This is a genomic window from Yoonia sp., assembly GCF_965660735.1.
Classification (GTDB): Bacteria; Pseudomonadota; Alphaproteobacteria; order Rhodobacterales; family Rhodobacteraceae; genus Yoonia.
In genome coordinates, this window is the sequence record NZ_CBFIBD010000012.1 from 1 (window position 1) to 18,385 (window position 18,385).

Consider the following 18,385-nt stretch of genomic DNA (forward strand, 5'->3'; position numbering starts at 1 on the left):
GGTGTTGCCAGCCGGACCAAGCTGACGGCGGCGCGCCAGTTGGGGATTCCGGTGTTGATGATCGCGCGCCCTCCTGCTGGGAACTGGCCTGTCGTGTCGACCGTTGCGGAAGCCTTGGATTGGGTGGCTGGCCTGTGACCGAACGCGTGATCATAGGGCATGACTGCATTGAGGAAGGTGTCGATTACCTTTGCGCAAAAGAGCCGCGCTTTGCCGTTGTGATGCAGGATCTGCCGCCTTTGCCGCTGCGATTGAAACCCGACGGGTTCGCGGCCTTGCTCAGCGCGATCATCAGTCAGCAGGTCAGCGTGGCCTCGGCCAATGCGATCTGGGGGCGGATGGCGGATGCAGGGATGACCGACCCGGCCACTGTTGCCGCAGCTGATGTCACGGACCTGCGCGCATTGGGGCTGAGCCGCCAGAAAGCCCGCTATGCGCAGGCGCTGGCACGGGCCCGGATCGACTATGACGCCTTGCGGGACGCGCCCACAAGGGATGTCACCCGGACCCTGACCGCCGTACCTGGTATCGGCATCTGGACGGCGGAAATTTACGCGATGTTCTCGCTGGGCCGGGCCGATGTTTTCGCCCCCGGCGATCTGGCCCTGCAAGAAGCGGCAAGGCTTATTTTCGAACTGCCCGACAGGCCCGGGGAACGCGTATTACGTGATATGGCGCAGAATTGGTCGCCGTGGCGGTCGGTTGCAGCGCGGATCATGTGGGCCTACTACGGGCAGAGCAAACAAAGAGAAGGTATCCGATGACACGCGCGTTAGAAGCACAGCGGCGCGAGCCCGCATCCGGCGAAACACGATCCTGCGTGGTGTTTCTGCATGGCTACGGGGCCAATGCGGCTGACTTGATGGGTCTGGCCGATCCGCTGGCTGAGCATATGCCCGACACGCTGTTCATCGCCCCAGACGCGCCAGAGGCCTGCGCAGGTGCGCCGATGGGGTATCAATGGTTCCCGATCCCATGGATCGACGGGTCAAGCGAGGAAGAAAGCCGCACAGGCCTTGACCGGGCTGCGGCCGATCTGGATGCGTTTCTGGATGGTGTCATGGTCGACGAGGACCTGTTGCCCGAACAGGTCATGGTGCTGGGCTTTTCCCAAGGCACGATGATGGCGCTGCACGTGGTCCCCCGCCGCGAGGACCCGATTGCGGGTATCGTTGCGTTTTCAGGCCGCTTGCTGGAACCTGAATTGCTGTCCGAGTCTGTTGTCAGCCGGCCGCCTGTGCTGTTGATCCATGGCGATCAGGATGATGTCGTGCCGCCGCAGTCGCTGCCGCAAGCCGCCGAAGCGCTGCAAGAGGCCGGTTGGAAAGAGGTGTACGGCCACGTCATGAAAGGCACAGGCCACGGGATTGCGCCTGATGGGCTGTCTGTTGCGCTGGCGTTCATGCAACAGCGGCTGGGCCTGGCATAGGATTGCCGGGCCCGGTTTAACGGAATGGCAAGACGCAGAAGGGATAAGGGTCATGCTGCCCCCGTTTCCTTGCTATGCGAGCCACAAATTTGTCTGTCTGGTCCCGGAAATTTTTTGTGCCACGCCATGGAATCGGACCGGTGTGGCGGCTGGCCATCTTTACGGCCTGCGGGCTTGGGCTTTGGGCGATGCTGCATGCCGTCGCACCTGCGTGGATCAAGGGTGGAACAGGTCACGTGCTGCTGGCAATGGTGGCAGTGTGTTTCCCGATTGCGCTGGGCCTGTTCCGGACGTTCGCCCGCGCTGGCCGCATAGAGCGGCGGCTGATGTGCCTGCTTGATCGCGACGCGCTAACGTGCCTGCCCAACAGGGCGATGTTCATGGCCCGGACCCAGCGCGCCCTGCCGCAAAGCGGGGCACTGCTCTTGTTCGATATCGACGATTTCAAGTCATTCAATGCGGTGCATGGACACCGGGCAGGTGATATATGCCTGATGGCGCTGGCACTGCGGGTGCGCGAATTGACCAGCCCGACGGATATACCGGGGCGACTGGATGGGGCCGTCTTTGCGGTCTACCTGCCCGGTGCGCCGACGGAAATCGTCCACGATATCGGCGACCGGCTCAGCATGGGGCTGCACATCATACGGGACGGCGCCATCTTGCGGGTCACGGTGTCGGTCGGCGCGGTGTTGGCAGACGGGCGAACCCCGCTTGCGTGTCTTTTGCGCGATGCGGACAGGGCGCTGAACCGCGCAAAACAGCAGGGGCGCGCACGGCTGGTGCTGGACGGTTTGACAGCAGCTGCCTGACCGTCCGCGCCGGCCGGCATATTTTGACGCACATTGTGGGGCTTGTCACATTTCTGACGCGAGATATAGTGATATTCAACATGACTGCGGGAGCGCCGCGTTTGCACAGTTTCCGCACCTTGGGCGTGTAGGATGTAGGATATGACGCAGACTGAATTCAGAACTGATTTCGTGCGCGCGCCGGGGGCGCTCAAACACTATCCGGCGCTGGTCTTGAACGCCGATTACCGGCCTTTATCCTACTATCCCCTGTCGCTGTGGCCCTGGCAGGAAGCGGTCAAGGCGGCATGGCTGGACCGGGTCGATATCGTCAGCGAATACGACGAGCTCGTGAGGAGCCCTTCGACCGAGATCCGCATTCCTTCCGTGGTCGTCCTAAAGGACTATGTCAAACCGCAAAAACGGGTGGCGTTCACGCGCTTCAACCTGTTTCTGCGCGATGAATTCTGTTGCCAGTATTGTGGGGCCAAGGGCGATCTGACCTTTGACCATGTTGTGCCACGGGCCAGTGGCGGCGTCACGAGCTGGGAAAATGTTGTTGCGGCATGCAGCCCGTGCAACCTGCGCAAAGGGTCCAGGTCATTGCGACAGTGCGGTTTGTCCTTGCGCAAGCCGCCGCGTCAGCCAGCACCAGAGCAGTTGCACAACGTCGGCCGCAAGTTCCCCCCCAATCACCTGCATGAAAGCTGGCTTGATTTTCTGTATTGGGATGCAGAACTGGACGCCTAGGCTCTTGATCTTGCGAACCATCGCCCGCGCAGTCGCTTGTTGGATTGCACTGTCAGTTGCGCCGCTTTCGCACCAATGTTGCCATAGCGGCAGCGGCGTTTTGCGGCCTCTTTCGGCTGCGACATGATCCCGACGAGGAACTGTTCCAATGCGGGTATATACGGGTCCGCAGCATCGTGCCGGGGCGCTGCATTGACCATCGCAAGCCAGGCGTCATCGTCCGCATCGATGCGCATCACCTCATCGACCAGCGCGTCCAGGGTGTCAAAGTCATGACCGTTAATGAAGGCGCTTGGGTTGAAATCTTCGGTGACGCGGGGATTGCCAAGATAGATGGGCACTGCGCGCGCGGCCAATGGCTGCATGATCTTTTCAGTCGTGTAACCGGGATGTAGGGAATTTTCAAAGGCGATGCAGAACTTGCTGTTTTGCAGCAACGCCACTTTGGACTGCACAGGGGTCATCCCTGTGTCACTCTGCAGTTGTTCCAGGGCGTCGCTGTTGCGCAGGTGCCGCCCGGTAGAACACACGGGCTTGCGTGCGTTCAGCATATGGAAAAACCGGTCACGGTCCGGCATTGCATTGTTGTTTGAATAGGTGAAGTTGCAAAAACTGTCGCGCGCCGCAAGGTCCGTCAGGGTGACAGAAGGCCGTGGTCCGTGCAGCTGGGCATATTCCGCATAAACCACGAAATGCGGCAGCCTGAGATAGCGATCCCCGAAAGAAAGATGATCGCACGCAATGCCATAATCGCAAAAGTTCAGGTCGGGCAGAAAGTTTTCGCCCGAATACATGATGCGCACGGCATCGGGGTAACGGTGGTATTCTGCCGGCAGAAAACCGGATCTTTTGTCAAACTGCTCTCCGAAGACGGAACAAAACACATAATCAGGGTCTTGTGCTGTCACGATGACGTCGAAATTTCGGGTGATGATATCATGAAACATATTGCCCGTCGTCAGATCAAAGTCCGCCCACATGTCGCAATAGTTCAGCTTGATTTGTTTCATTGGCAAGAAATGTTACCCTTTTATACTCTCGCAGGTTTACCATGATGGGGCCAATGGACAATCGTTGAAATCGTGTGGACATGAGGGCGCGGATCAAGTAGCCAATGCATCGTTAGCGCTAACGCATTCAAACACACAGCGGAGTAAACCATGGTTTCGCGCGTCATTCCGGTTGAAACATTTGATCTGGTCATCTTCGGCGGGACGGGCGACCTTGCCCGGCGCAAGATTTTTCCGGGGTTGTTTCGGCGGTTCCTGTCAGGCCAGATGCCTGAAGAATCGCGGATTATCGGCGCTGCCCGCTCTGACTTGGACCAAGCCGGGTATCGCGACATGATTGCCAAGGCCATATCGGAATTCGGTGGTAAAGAGTCGCACGATAAGAAAGGGTTAGAATCCTTTCTTGATTGTCTTGACTACGTTTCCATCGACGCGAGGGGCGATGGCGGTTGGTCCGAATTGGGTGAAAAAGTCCGCCAGGATGTTGTGCAGGCATTTTATTTTTCAGTGGCTCCATCTTTGTTCGGCGATTTGGCAGAACGGCTCCACACCAACGAGATCGCAAACGCCAGCAGCCGGATCGTGGTCGAAAAACCCTTTGGCCGCGATCTGGAAACGGCGCGCGCCCTGAACGATACGCTTGCCGCCCATTTCCACGAAAGCCAGATCTACCGGATCGACCATTATCTGGGTAAGGAAACCGTGCAGAACCTGATGGCCGTGCGTTTCGGCAATATGCTGTTCGAACCCCTGTGGAACAATCACTACGTCGATCACATCCAGATCACCGTCGCTGAAACCGTCAGTGTCGAAGGGCGCGGCGCTTATTATGACAAGTCGGGCGCGATGCGCGACATGGTGCAGAACCACCTGATGCAGTTGTTGTGCCTGATTGCGATGGAACCACCCAGCCAGTTCGGCGCGGACGAGGTGCGAGATGAAAAGCTGAAAGTGATCCGCGCCTTGCAACCGGTAGAGCCGCACCACATCGTGCGCGGCCAATACGACGCCAGCGCCAGCGGTCCGAGCTATCGCGAGGATGCCGAAAACCCGCGCAGCTTTACCGAAAGCTTTATCGCGATGAAGTGTGAAATCGCCAACTGGCGGTGGGCGGGGGTGCCCTTCTACCTGCGCACGGGCAAGCGGATGAAGGCGCGGGTTTCTGAAATTTCGGTCGTTTTCAAGGATCTTGGCCATTCCATATTCGAAGGCGACAAGGCCCGCCATCGCAATATCCTGTCAATCCGCCTGCAACCCAACGAGGGCATGGATCTGCAGGTCACGATCAAGGAACCGGGTCCGGGCGGTATGCGCCTGATCGATGTGCCGCTTGACATGAGCTTTGCCGACGCGCTTGGTCCCGATGCCGAAGAGGTGCCGGATGCCTATGAGCGTCTGATCATGGACGTGATCCGCGGCAACCAGACGTTGTTCATGCGCGGCGATGAGGTCGAGGCCGCGTGGGCCTGGACCGACCCGTTGATTCAGGGTTGGGAGGCACGGGGTGATGTGCCAAAATTGTATGATGCCGGGTCGGCAGGGCCAGAGGATGCCATGATGCTGATGCACCGTGACGGTCGCAAGTGGCGCGAGATCAAGGGCTGATTGATCCTGTGCAGCGCATGCCGGTCTGGTGCTGATAGAGTGCTGAAACGTTTTGAGCTGAAACTGAAAAAGGGGGCTAACCGATGCAGATAATCGAATACCCTGATGCCGAATTGATGATGATGCGCATTGCCGATGTGCTGGCGGGTGAACTTCGGTTTGCACTGTCGGCCCAGGACCGAGTGTCCTTTGCCGTGCCGGGTGGGACGACGCCTGCGCCCATTTTTGACACGCTGTGTGCCGTCGATCTGGATTGGAGTCGCGTGCATGTCATGCTGACCGACGAACGCTGGGTGCCCGATACCCATGAACGGTCCAATACAAGGTTGCTGCGTACACATCTGCTGACCGAAAAGGCCGCGGCGGCGCATCTTGTGCCACTTTATGCCGATGCGGCCACACCCGAGGAGAAACTGGATGAGCTGTCCGCCGCCGTGGCTGCGGAACTGCCGCTTTCTGTGGTTCTTTTGGGGATGGGAACGGACATGCATACCGCGTCGATCTTTCCCGGTGCCGACCAGCTGGATCGCGCCTTGCAAGGCGATGATCCACTGGTTGCGATGCGCGCGCCCGGCGCACAGGAACCGCGCATCACCCTGTCGGCCAAGGTGCTGAAACAGGCGATGCATCGTCATATCGTGATCGTGGGGCCTCAGAAACGCGCGGCCCTTGAAAAAGCGCGTAACCTGCCCCCCGAAGAGGCGCCGGTCGCGGCGGTTCTGGGTGGCGCGACTGTGCATTGGGCGGAAAGTTAAGCAATGTGGCAAAACCTGAAGACGCATCACGCGCAGGTCGCAGACCGGCGGTTCGAGACTATGCTGGATGCATCCCGTGCGGCGGCGTTTTCCGCCCAGGCGGGGGATCTGCGGCTGGATTACGCCAAGACGAACATTGATGCGACGAGCCGTGCGCTGTTGATCGACCTTTTGGAACAGACCGGCGTGGCGGGCAAGCGTGACGCGATGTTCGCCGGTGCGGCTATCAATGAAACAGAAGGCCGCGCTGTGTTGCATACCGCGTTGCGCAATCTTGATGGCGGACCGGTCCTTGTTGACGGTGTCGATGTGATGCCAGAGGTGCTGGAGACGCTGGCGCGCATGGAACGCTTTGCCGCCAACGTGCGCGACGGCCGGTTCACGGGGCAGGGCGGCAGGATTACCGATGTGGTGAATATCGGCATCGGCGGGTCCGATCTGGGCCCGGCGATGGCGACGCTGGCGCTGGCACCATATCACGATGGTCCGCGCTGCCATTTCGTCAGCAACGTTGATCCGGCGGATATCGCTGGCGTGCTGCGGGTTTGTGACCCGGCAACGACGCTGGTGATCGTTGCCTCCAAGACATTCACGACGATCGAGACGATGACCAATGCGCGCACCGCGCTGGCGTGGATGGGCGAAAGCGTTGACAGCCCTGCCGCCCAGTTTGCGGCCCTGTCCACCGCTGCCGACAAGACCGCCGATTTCGGGATCGACCCGGGCCGCGTCTTTGGTTTTGCCGATTGGGTCGGGGGGCGCTATTCGATGTGGGGGCCGATTGGCTTGTCTTTGATGATCGCCATCGGACCGGATGCGTTTCGCGCGTTTCTGCGCGGCGCGCAGTCGATGGATGTGCATTTCAAGGCCGCCAAATGGGATGAAAACCTGCCCGCCTTGCTGGCGCTGGTGGGTATCTGGCACAATCAGGTCTGCGGTCATGCGACCCGGGCCGTGCTGCCTTATGACAATAATCTCAGCCGCTTGCCTGCGTATCTTCAACAGTTGGAGATGGAAAGCAACGGCAAGGGTGTCAGCATGGATGGGGCGCCACTGCAGGTGCATTCCGGCCCCGTTGTCTGGGGCGAACCGGGCACGAACGGGCAACATGCGTTCTATCAGCTGATCCATCAGGGCACGCGCGTTGTGCCGTGCGAATTTCTGGTCGCGGCCCGCGGGCACGAGGACGAACTGCACCACCAGCACCAGTTGTTGGTCGCAAATTGCCTTGCACAATCCGAGGCGCTGATGCGTGGCCGCACCTTGCAAGAGGCACGCTCAAAAGTGGCTGACACATTCTCGGGCGATGAACTGGATAGGCAGGCCAGGCATCGGGTTTTCCCCGGCAACCGGCCATCCATCACCATCGCCTATCCGCAGCTGACGCCGTTCACATTGGGCCAGATTGTGGCCCTTTATGAACACCGGGTGTTCGTCGAAGGTGTCGTGTTGGGGATCAATTCTTATGATCAATGGGGCGTTGAACTGGGCAAGGAACTGGCGACCGCCTTGCAGCCCGTCATCGAAGGGCAGGACGGGACAGCGGGCAAAGATGGCTCAACTGCCGCACTTGTTGGGTATTTGCAGGCGCATGGGGTGTAAGTTTCCCGGCAGCCTGCCATATCTTGCGCCGGTAACCCTCACAAAGAAAGACCTGAGATGATTGCGCAATATGTGCCCTATGCCATGGCCGCGGTTTTGGTGGCCGCGATAGTGATCGAACTGCGTACCGGGAAAATTCCTAATTGGCTGACGCTGGTGCCGTTCTTGCTGTTCATCGTTGTGGCAGCCAACACCGACGACCGCGCCGCACTCGGCTGGCAAATGGGATTGGCCGCCGCAGTTTTCGCGTTCGGCATCCTCGCTTTCATTTTCGCGGGTTTCGGCGCAGGGGCTGTCAAGCTGATGACCGGCATTGCGTTGTTTGTGCCGTTGAATTTGGGACTAAAGGCCATTTTCGTGTTCGTGCCGGCCCTGTTTGCCAGCACTTTCTTGATTGTGATGCTGCAAAAGATTGCCGGATCGGACGACAGCAATTGGCACGTTCTGTCCAAGCGGGTTCTGCCGATGAGCCTGCCCTTGGGCGTGACGGGGCTTGCTGTGCTTTTCCTTTTGTAGGGTGGGCCAAGACCCACCCAAAGCTCAGATTGCTGCGGTGACGATAATTTCGACGTGATAATCCGGGGTGGCAAGTTTCGCCTCGCCGGTCCAGCGGGCGGGGGTGTGGGCGGCAGGTATCCATGCCTCCCAAGCGGCGTTCATTTCGGCGAATTGTGCGCCGATGTCGGACAGCCATATCTGCGCGGTCAAAAGGTTGGCTTTGTCGGTGCCTGCTTCGGCAAGCAAGGCATCGATTTTTGCCAGAATGTCGTTCGTCTGCTCTGTGACCGATGCAGCAGGTGTGCCAACCTGACCAGCGAGATAGGCGATGCCATTGTGGATGACGCATTGACTCATGCGGGGTCCGCTTTGCAGACGTGTGATGGCGGGCATTGGGGATTCTCCGAAATGTGGTTACGATAGGGCCGTTATGCGGTCATTTTGACCCCAAACGCAATCTGGCCCCGGTTGCCCCGCACGTAAAGAAGGTGACTCTTCACTGCCAACATTATAAATTGCGATTTTAACCTGTCCTTTTGTCCAAGAACAACAAATCGTCCAATATCTGCCTAAAACGTAGTCGATGTCGGTCGCGTGAAGTACGAAACATTATAAGTTGGAGCAAGATATGCCCAGAGCATCAGATGAAGCGGCCAAGGCTTTCTATGGCCAAAAGGAATCAGAGTTTGCAGAACAGATCAGCCGTATTGCGGCATCGGACGAACGGCTGATTGCAATTTTCGAAAAAACGCGCGAGCGGTATTTGAACGGCGCTTACGCGACCAAGCACTGAAGTCAGATCAAATGGAAATTGGAGCGGGTAACGGGAATCGAACCCGTAACTGAAGCTTGGGAAGCTTTCGTGATACCTTTTCACCATACCCGCATCTCCAAGGCTGAGTTAATCTCGCCGCGTGATCGCGTCAAGGCGATATCGCAGGTGTCAGGTCCGCCTGCGCCTGCGTCGCCCGCCTTCGCCACCGCCGCCCTGATTGTGGTTGACTGCTGGCAGGGTCACGATGCTGTTGAGGATCGGGAAGGGCTCGACGGCGTTGGGGATGTTTGACGCATTGACGAAATGTTCCTGAAAGCGCGGCTCGATCGCGGTTTCGATCTTGTGGATCTTGTGGACGACCTGTTCGATTTCGCGTCGCGCGTCTGTGTTTAGCAGCGCGATCCGTGCACCTGTGCCGGCCGCGTTGCCCGCCGATGTGACCTTGTCCAGCGGGGCGTCGGGGATCATGCCCAGCACCATTGCGTGTTTGGGGCTGATATGCGCGCCGAACGCGCCGGCAAGCACCACACGGTCCACCTTGTCCACGCCGAATTTATCCATCAGCAGGCGCGCGCCGGAATAGAGTGCTGCCTTGGCCATCTGGATCTGCCGGATGTCGGTATTGGTGACGGTGATCAACGGCCCGCCATCCGCCGTGCCGTCATACAGCAGATAGGAATTGGTGCGCCCGTCGGCAAAGCAGTTGGGCGATCCGGTTTGTTCTGCGGATCCGATCAGCCCCGGCCCGTCAACGATGCCTGCCATGCGCATTTCGGCGATCACCTCGATGATCCCCGATCCGCAGATGCCGGTCACGCCGGTCTGCGCGATGGCTGCGTCAAAGCCGTCTTCGTCGGACCAAAGCTCTGACCCGATGACCTGAAAGCGGGGCAGTTTCGTGACCGGGTCGATCTGCACGTGTTCAATCGCGCCGGGTGCCGCGCGCTGGCCGCTGCTGATCTGTGCGCCTTCGAATGCGGGTCCGGTGGGGGATGAACAGGCCAGCACCTTGTCGCGGTTGCCAAGGATGATTTCGGCGTTCGTGCCCACATCCACGACCAGCACAAGGTCTTCGGATTTGTCAGGTGCTTCTGACAGGGCGACGGCGGCGGCATCGGCCCCCACATGGCCCGCGATGCAGGGCAGCAGATAGACACGGGCGGCCGGATGCAGGTTCAGATCCAGTTCCATCGCGCGCAACGACAGTGATTCCGACGTGGCCAGCGCAAAGGGGGCTTGCCCCAGCTCATAAGCATCAATGCCAAGAAACAGATGGTGCATGACGGGGTTACAGACGAATACCGCGTCCACGATAAACGAGGGGTCGATCGACGCCTCTGCCGCGATCTGCGTGAAAAGCGCGTTCATTCCGTCGCGCACGGCTGCGGTCATTTCGGCAGCCCCTGTGGGGTTCATCATGCCATAGCTGACCCTGCTCATCAGGTCTTCGCCATAGCGGATCTGCGGATTCATGATCCCCGACGATGCAACAACTTCGCCCGATTGCAGGTCGCAAAGATGAGCCGCGATGGTGGTCGAGCCAAGGTCCACCGCCAGCCCGTAGATCGTGCCTTCGTAGAACCCCGGCCAGACATGAATGATGCGGGGGCTGAACACCGCGTCGCCCAGATGCACCGCGACGGTGACTTTCCAGTCACCTTTGCGCAGCGCCTTTTGCAGGGTTTGCAGGACGGTCAGATCGGCCTCCAGATGCGGCAGGTTCCAATCGCGACGCAGCGCGTTCGTCAGCCGTTCCAGATCGCCGGACGGGTCGTGCATGTCCGGCTCTGCCACCTCGACATAATAGAGCCGTGTCGAGGGGTTCATGATGATCTCGCGCGCTTCGGCCCGTTTGCGCACAACCTGCTTGTGGACCTGGCTTTCGGCGGGCACGTCGATGACCACGTCCTTCTGGATGGTCGCCTGACAGCCCAGTCGCCGCCCCGGTTTCAGCCCGCGCTTTTCGTCATATCGCGCCTCGACCGCGTTCCAGTCTGACAGGGCATCGTTGGCGACGGTGACGCCGTGTTTGGAAAATTCCCCATAGGACGGCGTGATCTGGCATTTCGAACAGATTCCCCGCCCGCCGCAGACGCTGTCAAGGTCTACGCCAAGCTGGCGCGCCGCCGTCAGAACGGGGGTCCCTACGGGGAACCGCCCGCGCTTGCCGGAGGGCGTGAAGATAACGAGGGGATCGGTGCTCATGAACGCTGCCTGTCTTTGTTGCGGTGAACATAACGGCCATTGGCGCAGAGGGAAGGGCAGAACCCGTCATAATGATGATGCAAAACGTCTGGTTACTGCAGAATATCCGTACCCAAGAGCCAAACCGCCAGCGGCACGGGCAAGGTTGCAAGCAATACCGTCAGAAACGTCAGGCCGGGATGGAACAGGCGGCTGAAGCCCGCGACAAGCATGATCCCGCCTCCACCACCGATAACAATCGTGCCTGGGATGTTGATCAGCACGGCAAGCATTCCATAGCGATAGCGCACCAGCAAAGGCGCCAGCCAGCGCGGCAACCTGTCGTCGAGATCGGCAAGCCTGTCCTTGGGAGCACGGTCACGCATGTCTTCAAGAAGTGCCTTGACCCGATGCAACCGCAGGTCGCCGCAGATCCTGATCAGCCAGTTCAGCGCGACATAGCGCCCCGCAAAATAGGCAAGCGACATGCCCGTCACCGTGGCCAGATAGACAAAGGGGGCAGCGGCAGCCCCCTCGATCATCAGGATCGCGATGCCAAATTCCACACCGGGGATGAAGGGAATCGCCAGCAAGAGCGCATAGCCGACCAGGACCGTAATGATCATGCCGGTCATCGCACGGGCGGCGGCATCGTTTTCCATTACGGCCAGTCGCGCCGAAAATGCATCAAGGCCATATTTGACAGCCAGCACCAGCAGCAAGACAACAGCCAACCGCAGGCACATGCGTAACAGGCCCAGCCATTTGGGTGCTGAATTCGGGTCTTGTTCTGTGTTCATGCACCCTTGTGCGGTCGCCGCGCGCCCGCCGCAAGTCATGTTTGCCACGTTTTAGACTTTCGGATGCAGAAGAAGCATGCGATAGGGACGTGCCAACGAAGCCACCATTGGAGACGGGTTGATGGAGATTCGCGAGGCACTTACTTTTGATGATGTTTTGCTTGTGCCGGGGGCGTCCAGCGTGCTGCCGTCAACGGCCGATACACGCACCCGCGTGACGCAATCCATCAGTATGAACATTCCGCTGTTGTCCAGTGCAATGGATACCGTGACCGAAAGCCGTATGGCCATCGCCATGGCGCAGGCCGGTGGCATCGGCGTGGTCCACAAGAACCTGAGCGTCGATCAGCAGGCCCGCGAAATTCGCCGGGTCAAACGCTTTGTGTCGGGCACGGTCTATAGTCCCGTCACCCTGCGCCCCGATCAGACATTGGCCGATGCGCGTGCTTTGATGGAACGCTACCGCATCACCGGTTTTCCCGTGGTGGGCGAGGGCGGCAAGGTCGTGGGCATCGTGACCAATCGTGACATGCGTTTCGCACAGGATGACGATACACCCGTCAGTGTGATGATGACGACCGATGATCTGGCCATTCTTCACGAACCCGCCGATCTGGACGAGGCCCGTTCCCTGATGCAGGCCCGTCGCATCGAAAAGCTGTTGATCACTGACAAGTCCGGCAAGTTGACCGGCCTGTTGACACTGAAAGACAGTGAACAGGCCGTCCTGAACCCCAGCGCCTGCAAGGATGACCTGGGTCGTTTGCGGGTCGCCGCCGCTACGGGCGTGGGTGATGCTGGTTTCGAACGCGCGCAGGCGCTGATCGAGGCCGGGGTCGATCTGATCGTGGTCGACACCGCACATGGCCATTCCGACGGTGTGGCGCGGACGGTTGAACGGGTCAAGGCGGCGTCAAGTGCTGCACAGGTCGTCGCGGGCAACATCGCCACGGGCGAGGCTGTGCGCGCATTGGTCGGCGCGGGTGCCGATGCGGTCAAGGTCGGGATCGGTCCGGGGTCGATCTGCACCACGCGTATGGTCGCCGGTGTGGGTGTGCCGCAGCTGACCGCCGTGATGGATTGCGCGGCAGCCGCCGGTGACGTGCCGGTGATCGCCGATGGCGGCATCAAGCTGTCGGGTGATTTCGCCAAGGCGATTGCGGCGGGGGCTTCGTGTGCGATGGTCGGGTCCATGCTGGCGGGCACCGATGAAAGCCCGGGTGAGGTGATCCTTTATCAGGGCCGGTCGTTCAAATCCTATCGCGGCATGGGCAGCCTGAGTGCAATGGCCAGCGGATCGGCCGACCGCTATTTCCAGAAAGAAGCTGCCAGCGACAAACTGGTGCCCGAAGGGATCGAAGGTCAGGTGCCCTACAAGGGGTCGGTCCATGCTGTGATGCATCAACTTGTCGGCGGGCTGCGGGCCGCGATGGGGTATACCGGTTGTGCCACGGTGGACGAGATGCGCAAGAATTGCAATTTCGTGAAAATCACCGGCGCGGGCCTGAAGGAAAGTCATGTGCATGACGTGCAGATTACGCGGGAATCGCCAAACTATCGCATTGGGTAACGCGATATGACGCCCGGTGCGCGTGTTGCGGCGGCGGCCCAGATCCTTGACCGCATTCTTGAGGGTGCCGCGGCCGAGCAGGCGCTGACGGCATGGGCGCGCTCCAGCCGCTTTGCCGGGTCCAAGGATCGCGCGGCAGTGCGTGATCATGTGTTCGACGCATTGCGCGCCAAGCGCAGCCTTGCCGCGCGTGCAGGGGCGATGACGGGCCGTGGCCTGATGATGGGTCTGGCGCTGCGGGATGATCGGGGCCTTGATGTGCTGTTCGATGGCGCCGGCCATGCCCCGGAACCTTTGACCGACACGGAGCGCGCGCGCATCGCGCACCCCGCGGAAATGACCGCGCCAGAAGCGCATGATCTACCCGACTGGCTGTGGCCCGCGTGGTGCGACAGTCTGGGGGATCAGGCGGCAGAGACAGCATTGGCGCAACAAGCGAGGGCGGACGTGTTCGTGCGGGTCAACCGCAGGCGCGGGTCGGTGGCAGATGCGATCGCGGCTCTTGCCGCCGATGATATCACCTGCGCGCCGCACCCGACAGTCGCAACCTGTTTGCGCGTGACCGCCAATGCCCGTCGTATCAAACAGTCCGGCGCGTATCTGGACGGGTTGGCCGAATTGCAGGATGCCGCATCGCAATGGGCCGTTGCCAGGGTTCCTGTGCCGCAAGGTGCGCGCGTGCTGGACTATTGTGCAGGCGGCGGCGGCAAGGCGCTGGCGCTAGCCGACCAGTATGACGCCGCGGTCTTTGCCCATGATATCGTGTCCGCGCGCATGGCCGATCTGCCCGTGCGCGCCCGGCGCGCCGGTGTCGACATCACGCCCTTAAAGACCGACGCATTGGCGCAAACCGGCCCCTATGATGTGGTTTTTTGCGATGCTCCGTGCAGCGGGAGCGGCACATGGCGCCGCGCACCCGATGCCAAATGGCGGCTGACACAGGCTGATCTGGACCATCTGAACGGCACCCAGGAGGCCGTCATCAGCGCCGGTGCCCGCCTGACCGCACCGCAAGGCCTTCTGGTTTATGCAACCTGTTCTGTGCTGCGGGCCGAAAACGATGCAATCGTCGCGCGGTTTCAGGATCGCGCCCCGGACTGGCAGGTCGTATTTTCCGAGCAGCTCTTTCCTGACGCAAACGCAGACGGCTTTTTTCTCAGCGGCCTAAGACGACGCATCACAACCTGAGGGTGTTGCCATTAGGTGAAATGACATGCTTAAGTAAAAATTAATTGTTTTACGTTATCTCTGGCTAGAGGAAGCAAGAGGGCTGTTTCGTGCCGCAAGACCCGTCTTTACCAGTGACACGCGGTGCGCGCCTTTTGCGGTATGGCATTGCGGTACTTGCCGGTTTGGTTTCGATTTCTGTGGGTGGTTTGGCGTTTCCGGATCAGGGGGCGCCGGCCCTGCAAGGGGTGCTGATCGTTGTGGGCCTCTTCTGTCTGATCGTTCCACTTGCGCCAGTCATACACCGCCACTGGCAAAATCATCGCTTGAGGCACCTTGATGACGCGGTCGGGATGGTACTGTCCCATGATACAGATCATGCCTTTCTGACGGGTGCTGACGGGATTGTGCGCCGTGCCAATGCGATTGCCGATGGCAGGTTTGGGCCCAGTCAAGGCATTCAGCTCTCCGAGGTGCTGGGCACGATCATGGCTAACCCCGATGATGTGCTGGAACGCCTTCTGCAGGGGGCCGCATGCACCGGCGCCGTCAAAGAGGATGTCATCACCCGCAACGGTCACTTTCGGTTGGGGCTATCGCTGTTGGATGCCGATTGCCAAGTATGGCGGCTGGATGAACTGGGTGACATTGCGACGGCACGCGGCAGTGATGGCGCCACGCTGCCGGTCATGACCGTGGGGCGCAGCGATACGGTCATCCATACGAATAATGCATGCAGGTTGCTGCTTGGGCAGCGGCCCAAGACGCTTTCGGATGTGTTTGCTGACCTGCCGCTTGTTTCGGGCCAGGTGCATACGGTGCATGCCGAAAACGGGCGGATGCGGGCCATCGTCGCAATCATCGCGGGACGGGCCGGCACCCGCAACATTTTTGTCCTGCCGGGGGCCAACGTGCAGGGCGCCGCCCCGCCCATGCGCGCCGGATGGGATGAAATCGAGGACCTGCCGGTGCCGCTGATGAAGATTGCGCGTGACGGAGCGGTGCTCGGCTCGAACCGCGAGGCACGCCAGTTGCTCAGGATTACGGACACAGCCGGGATCCGGATGGGCGAATTGCTTGACGGGTTGGGGCGACCGATCAATGACTGGCTGAGAGAGGCCGCCGAAGGGCGTGGTGGTCAAACCTCACAGTTTCTGCGCGGGCGTGGCGAAAATCAGGATACATTCGTGCAAGTGACGCTGAGTGTCTCTGGCGATCCGACGGATCACCATCTGATTGCCGTTCTCAACGATGTCACCGAACTGAAAACACTGGAAGCGCAATTCGTCCAGAGCCAGAAAATGCAGGCGATCGGCCAGTTGGCGGGCGGGGTTGCCCACGATTTCAATAACCTTTTGACTGCAATTTCAGGCCATTGTGACCTGTTGTTGTTGCGCCATGATGAAGGCGATCAGAACTATGGTGATCTGATCCAAATTCACCAGAATGCAAATCGCGCGGCCAGCCTCGTGGGGCAGTTGTTGGCGTTTTCGCGCAAACAAAACCTGCAACCCGAAATCATTGACCTGCGCGATACATTGTCGGATCTGACGCATCTCTTGAACCGGCTGGTGGGGGAAAAAGTGACGCTGTCGCTTCATCATGATCCGGCACTTGCGCAGATCAAGGCCGACAAGCGGCAGTTGGAACAGGTATTGATGAACCTTGTGGTGAATGCCCGTGACGCCATGCCCGAGGGGGGGGAAATTCGCGTATCCACCGAAAATCTGGTTCTGAAAACGCAGATGACCAAGGATCGTGCGGTTGTGCCACCGGGGGAATATGTGGTCGTCAAGGTGATGGATTTCGGTCATGGGATACCACCCGAAAAGCTCCCAAAGATATTCGAACCATTTTATACGACCAAACGCACCGGCGAAGGAACCGGACTGGGCCTCTCGACCGCCTATGGCATCGTCAAGCAGACAGGCGGATTCATCTTTGCGGAAAGCGAAGTGAACCGCGGCACCCAGTTCTCGTTGCTGTTTCCCAGTTACGATTTGCCGGTTGCAGCACCCGTGGTGTGTCCGGAAGCCGCACCCCGCATCATGACCACCAATGCCGATGGCCTGGTCCTGTTGGTCGAGGACGAGGCACCGGTGCGCGCCTTTGCGTCACGCGCATTACGCCTGCACGGCTATACGGTGCTGGAGGCGGATTGCGCGGAAGCGGCGCTTGATCTTTTGGCCGATGATGATCTGAAAGTCGATATTTTCGTTACTGATGTGATCATGCCGGGCATGGACGGGCCGACATGGGTGCGCAAGGCATTGTTGAAACGGCCCGCAACCCAAGTGGTCTTTGTTTCGGGCTATGCGGAAGACGCCTTTGGTGACGGCCAGCCACCGATACCGAATTCGACATTCTTGCCAAAACCGTTTTCGCTGAACGCTCTGACACAGACTGTCCAGCAGCAATTACAGACCGAAAGCGCCGTCGCCTGACCGGCCAGGGTTCAGTCGGTCGTATCGCCGGTCAGCCCGACCAGATGGGCCGCAGAGCCGGTCAGGGCGGCATAATCGTCTTCGATCACACTCACCGGAAAATTCCCCATGAAGCCCGCAAAACGGCCCTTGTCGCGGAATGCATCACCAAAGCCAAAGCCGGACAGATGCGGCGCGAACGCGCGTGCAACCCCACCCACGAGGTACACCCCGCCAAACGGCAGCTGGATCAGCGAAAGGTTACCACAAACCGTGCCCAGCATCCGTGTAAACAGCCGTGCCGCGGCAATCGCACGGTCGTCGCGGCCATCGGCGCAGCCGGCCATGATATCCTTGGCCGCGCATTCGCGCGGGTCGTTTGCCTCGCGGCCAAGAAAGGCATAGACCCGTTCCAGCCCGCGCCCTGACAACACGTCCTCGACCGCTGGAAATCCATGGGCGGTCGATACGAACTGACACAGGCGCAATTCCATTTCATCGCGGATCGGCAGGTTTGCATGGCCGCTCTCGGATGGTGTTACGATCCGGCCTTGTTCCAGATCGAAAACAGGTGCGGCGTTGAACCCGGTGCCCACGCCGATAACCAGTTTGGCGGCATGGGGCTGTGCAGGCTGGCCGGGCAGGATATTGCGAATATTGGACGGGTCGATGTGTCCCAGGGCATGGCCCTGCGCTTGCAGATCGTTCAGGATCGCAACGGTCTCGGCACCTGTCGCACGCGCCAGCGTTTCCTTGTCGATGGTCCAGTCCAGATTGGTCATCGTCGCGCGCCCGTCGCGCACTGGCCCTGCCACCGCGACGCAGGCTGCCTTGGGATCGACCCCGCCTTCATCGGCGATAAAGCGTTGCAAAACGGATTCGAGCCCCGGAAAATCCGTGTTTGCATAGCGCCGGATCGTCGGGGCGATAATCCGCCTGCCGTCGGCCAGCGCGACGCGGGTATTGGTGCCGCCGATATCGGCCACGAGGGAATATATGTTCGCTGGATGACCCATGCCCGGCCCC

General features: G+C 59.9%; 18 protein-coding genes and 1 tRNA gene. 13 read left to right on the plus strand and 6 right to left on the minus strand.

Going from position 1 to position 18,385, the window contains the following annotated elements:
- The first annotated feature begins 57 nt into the window (after positions 1–57).
- From ACTG4B_RS06630 to ACTG4B_RS06650, 5 genes are all read left to right on the plus strand, one after another.
- Complete coding sequence (locus ACTG4B_RS06630; RefSeq protein WP_439154964.1) at positions 58–138, plus strand: hypothetical protein; 81 nt, start codon at positions 58–60, stop codon at positions 136–138.
- Positions 135–764, plus strand: a complete 630-nt coding sequence (locus ACTG4B_RS06635; RefSeq protein WP_439154906.1) for a DNA-3-methyladenine glycosylase family protein — start codon at positions 135–137, stop codon at positions 762–764. The genes ACTG4B_RS06630 and ACTG4B_RS06635 overlap by 4 nt, the downstream gene beginning before the upstream one ends.
- Positions 761–1,429 carry an alpha/beta hydrolase gene (locus tag ACTG4B_RS06640; RefSeq protein WP_439154907.1) on the plus strand — a complete coding sequence of 223 codons (669 nt, stop codon included), beginning with the start codon at positions 761–763 and terminating at the stop codon, positions 1,427–1,429. Before ACTG4B_RS06635 ends, ACTG4B_RS06640 begins: the two co-directional genes overlap by 4 nt.
- Positions 1,430–1,545: 116 nt before the next feature.
- Entirely contained in the window at positions 1,546–2,241 is a 696-nt protein-coding gene (locus ACTG4B_RS06645) for a GGDEF domain-containing protein (protein ID WP_439154908.1), read from the plus strand.
- A gap of 141 nt (positions 2,242–2,382) precedes the next feature.
- Entirely contained in the window at positions 2,383–2,970 is a 588-nt protein-coding gene (locus ACTG4B_RS06650; RefSeq protein ID WP_439154909.1) for an HNH endonuclease, read from the plus strand.
- Here the strand turns inward: ACTG4B_RS06650 and ACTG4B_RS06655 are convergent.
- On the minus strand, positions 2,967–3,980 hold the full coding sequence (locus ACTG4B_RS06655) for a glycosyltransferase family 10 domain-containing protein (protein ID WP_439154965.1): 1,014 nt from the start codon (positions 3,978–3,980) through the stop codon (positions 2,967–2,969). The two genes, ACTG4B_RS06650 and ACTG4B_RS06655, sit on opposite strands and share 4 nt — an antisense overlap.
- A gap of 150 nt (positions 3,981–4,130) precedes the next feature.
- Between ACTG4B_RS06655 and zwf the strand changes: the two genes are divergently transcribed.
- From zwf to ACTG4B_RS06675, 4 genes are all read left to right on the plus strand, one after another.
- A complete protein-coding gene (zwf, locus tag ACTG4B_RS06660; RefSeq protein WP_439154910.1) occupies positions 4,131–5,585 on the plus strand; it encodes a glucose-6-phosphate dehydrogenase in 1,455 nt (484 codons plus the stop codon).
- A gap of 83 nt (positions 5,586–5,668) precedes the next feature.
- Positions 5,669–6,340, plus strand: coding sequence for a 6-phosphogluconolactonase (pgl, locus tag ACTG4B_RS06665; RefSeq protein WP_439154911.1), 672 nt, complete (start codon positions 5,669–5,671; stop codon positions 6,338–6,340).
- A gap of 3 nt (positions 6,341–6,343) precedes the next feature.
- Complete coding sequence (pgi, locus tag ACTG4B_RS06670; protein ID WP_439154912.1) at positions 6,344–7,942, plus strand: glucose-6-phosphate isomerase; 1,599 nt, start codon at positions 6,344–6,346, stop codon at positions 7,940–7,942.
- A 57-nt stretch (positions 7,943–7,999) separates the two neighbouring features.
- On the plus strand, positions 8,000–8,458 hold the full coding sequence (locus tag ACTG4B_RS06675; RefSeq protein ID WP_439154913.1) for a prepilin peptidase: 459 nt from the start codon (positions 8,000–8,002) through the stop codon (positions 8,456–8,458).
- 24 nt (positions 8,459–8,482) lie between these two features.
- Here ACTG4B_RS06675 and ACTG4B_RS06680 read toward each other — a convergent pair whose 3' ends face one another.
- Entirely contained in the window at positions 8,483–8,833 is a 351-nt protein-coding gene (locus ACTG4B_RS06680; RefSeq protein WP_439154914.1) for a RidA family protein, read from the minus strand.
- 235 nt (positions 8,834–9,068) lie between these two features.
- On the opposite strand from ACTG4B_RS06680, the gene ACTG4B_RS06685 reads away from it, so the two are divergent.
- The gene (locus ACTG4B_RS06685; protein WP_439154915.1) at positions 9,069–9,233 is read left to right on the plus strand and encodes a hypothetical protein; all 165 of its coding nucleotides are present in this window, start codon (positions 9,069–9,071) and stop codon (positions 9,231–9,233) included.
- 19 nt (positions 9,234–9,252) lie between these two features.
- Here ACTG4B_RS06685 and ACTG4B_RS06690 read toward each other — a convergent pair.
- The 3 genes from ACTG4B_RS06690 to ACTG4B_RS06700 form a co-directional block, all read right to left on the minus strand.
- Positions 9,253–9,326, minus strand: a tRNA-Gly gene (locus ACTG4B_RS06690).
- 57 nt (positions 9,327–9,383) lie between these two features.
- Positions 9,384–11,420 (minus strand): ASKHA domain-containing protein, encoded by a 2,037-nt coding sequence (locus tag ACTG4B_RS06695; protein ID WP_439154916.1) that lies wholly within the window; start codon positions 11,418–11,420, stop codon positions 9,384–9,386.
- 92 nt (positions 11,421–11,512) lie between these two features.
- The gene (locus tag ACTG4B_RS06700; RefSeq protein WP_439154917.1) at positions 11,513–12,199 is read right to left on the minus strand and encodes a hypothetical protein; all 687 of its coding nucleotides are present in this window, start codon (positions 12,197–12,199) and stop codon (positions 11,513–11,515) included.
- 121 nt (positions 12,200–12,320) lie between these two features.
- Between ACTG4B_RS06700 and guaB the strand changes: the two genes are divergently transcribed.
- The 3 genes from guaB (at position 12,321) to ACTG4B_RS06715 (ending at position 17,380) form a co-directional block, all read left to right on the plus strand.
- Positions 12,321–13,769 carry an IMP dehydrogenase gene (guaB, locus tag ACTG4B_RS06705; protein ID WP_439154966.1) on the plus strand — a complete coding sequence of 483 codons (1,449 nt, stop codon included), beginning with the start codon at positions 12,321–12,323 and terminating at the stop codon, positions 13,767–13,769.
- A gap of 6 nt (positions 13,770–13,775) precedes the next feature.
- Positions 13,776–14,957, plus strand: a complete 1,182-nt coding sequence (locus ACTG4B_RS06710) for an RsmB/NOP family class I SAM-dependent RNA methyltransferase (protein ID WP_439154918.1) — start codon at positions 13,776–13,778, stop codon at positions 14,955–14,957.
- A 305-nt stretch (positions 14,958–15,262) separates the two neighbouring features.
- A complete protein-coding gene (locus ACTG4B_RS06715) occupies positions 15,263–17,380 on the plus strand; it encodes an ATP-binding protein (protein ID WP_439154919.1) in 2,118 nt (705 codons plus the stop codon).
- Between the two features lie 11 nt (positions 17,381–17,391).
- Here ACTG4B_RS06715 and ACTG4B_RS06720 read toward each other — a convergent pair whose 3' ends face one another.
- On the minus strand, positions 17,392–18,375 hold the full coding sequence (locus ACTG4B_RS06720) for a glucokinase (RefSeq protein WP_439154920.1): 984 nt from the start codon (positions 18,373–18,375) through the stop codon (positions 17,392–17,394).
- Between the last annotated feature and the right edge of the window lie 10 nt (positions 18,376–18,385).

Coding starts and splice junctions, on each gene's coding strand:
- ACTG4B_RS06675 (WP_439154913.1), top strand. CDS start 8,000: ATGATTGCGCAATATGTGCCCTATGCCATGGCCGCGGTTTTGGTGGCC.
- ACTG4B_RS06640 (WP_439154907.1), top strand. CDS start 761: ATGACACGCGCGTTAGAAGCACAGCGGCGCGAGCCCGCATCCGGCGAA.
- pgi (WP_439154912.1), top strand. CDS start 6,344: ATGTGGCAAAACCTGAAGACGCATCACGCGCAGGTCGCAGACCGGCGG.
- zwf (WP_439154910.1), top strand. CDS start 4,131: ATGGTTTCGCGCGTCATTCCGGTTGAAACATTTGATCTGGTCATCTTC.
- ACTG4B_RS06655 (WP_439154965.1), bottom strand. CDS start 3,980: ATGAAACAAATCAAGCTGAACTATTGCGACATGTGGGCGGACTTTGAT.
- ACTG4B_RS06710 (WP_439154918.1), top strand. CDS start 13,776: ATGACGCCCGGTGCGCGTGTTGCGGCGGCGGCCCAGATCCTTGACCGC.
- ACTG4B_RS06720 (WP_439154920.1), bottom strand. CDS start 18,375: ATGGGTCATCCAGCGAACATATATTCCCTCGTGGCCGATATCGGCGGC.
- ACTG4B_RS06680 (WP_439154914.1), bottom strand. CDS start 8,833: ATGCCCGCCATCACACGTCTGCAAAGCGGACCCCGCATGAGTCAATGC.
- ACTG4B_RS06700 (WP_439154917.1), bottom strand. CDS start 12,199: ATGAACACAGAACAAGACCCGAATTCAGCACCCAAATGGCTGGGCCTG.
- pgl (WP_439154911.1), top strand. CDS start 5,669: ATGCAGATAATCGAATACCCTGATGCCGAATTGATGATGATGCGCATT.
- guaB (WP_439154966.1), top strand. CDS start 12,321: ATGGAGATTCGCGAGGCACTTACTTTTGATGATGTTTTGCTTGTGCCG.
- ACTG4B_RS06685 (WP_439154915.1), top strand. CDS start 9,069: ATGCCCAGAGCATCAGATGAAGCGGCCAAGGCTTTCTATGGCCAAAAG.
- ACTG4B_RS06650 (WP_439154909.1), top strand. CDS start 2,383: ATGACGCAGACTGAATTCAGAACTGATTTCGTGCGCGCGCCGGGGGCG.
- ACTG4B_RS06695 (WP_439154916.1), bottom strand. CDS start 11,420: ATGAGCACCGATCCCCTCGTTATCTTCACGCCCTCCGGCAAGCGCGGG.
- ACTG4B_RS06630 (WP_439154964.1), top strand. CDS start 58: ATGATCGCGCGCCCTCCTGCTGGGAACTGGCCTGTCGTGTCGACCGTT.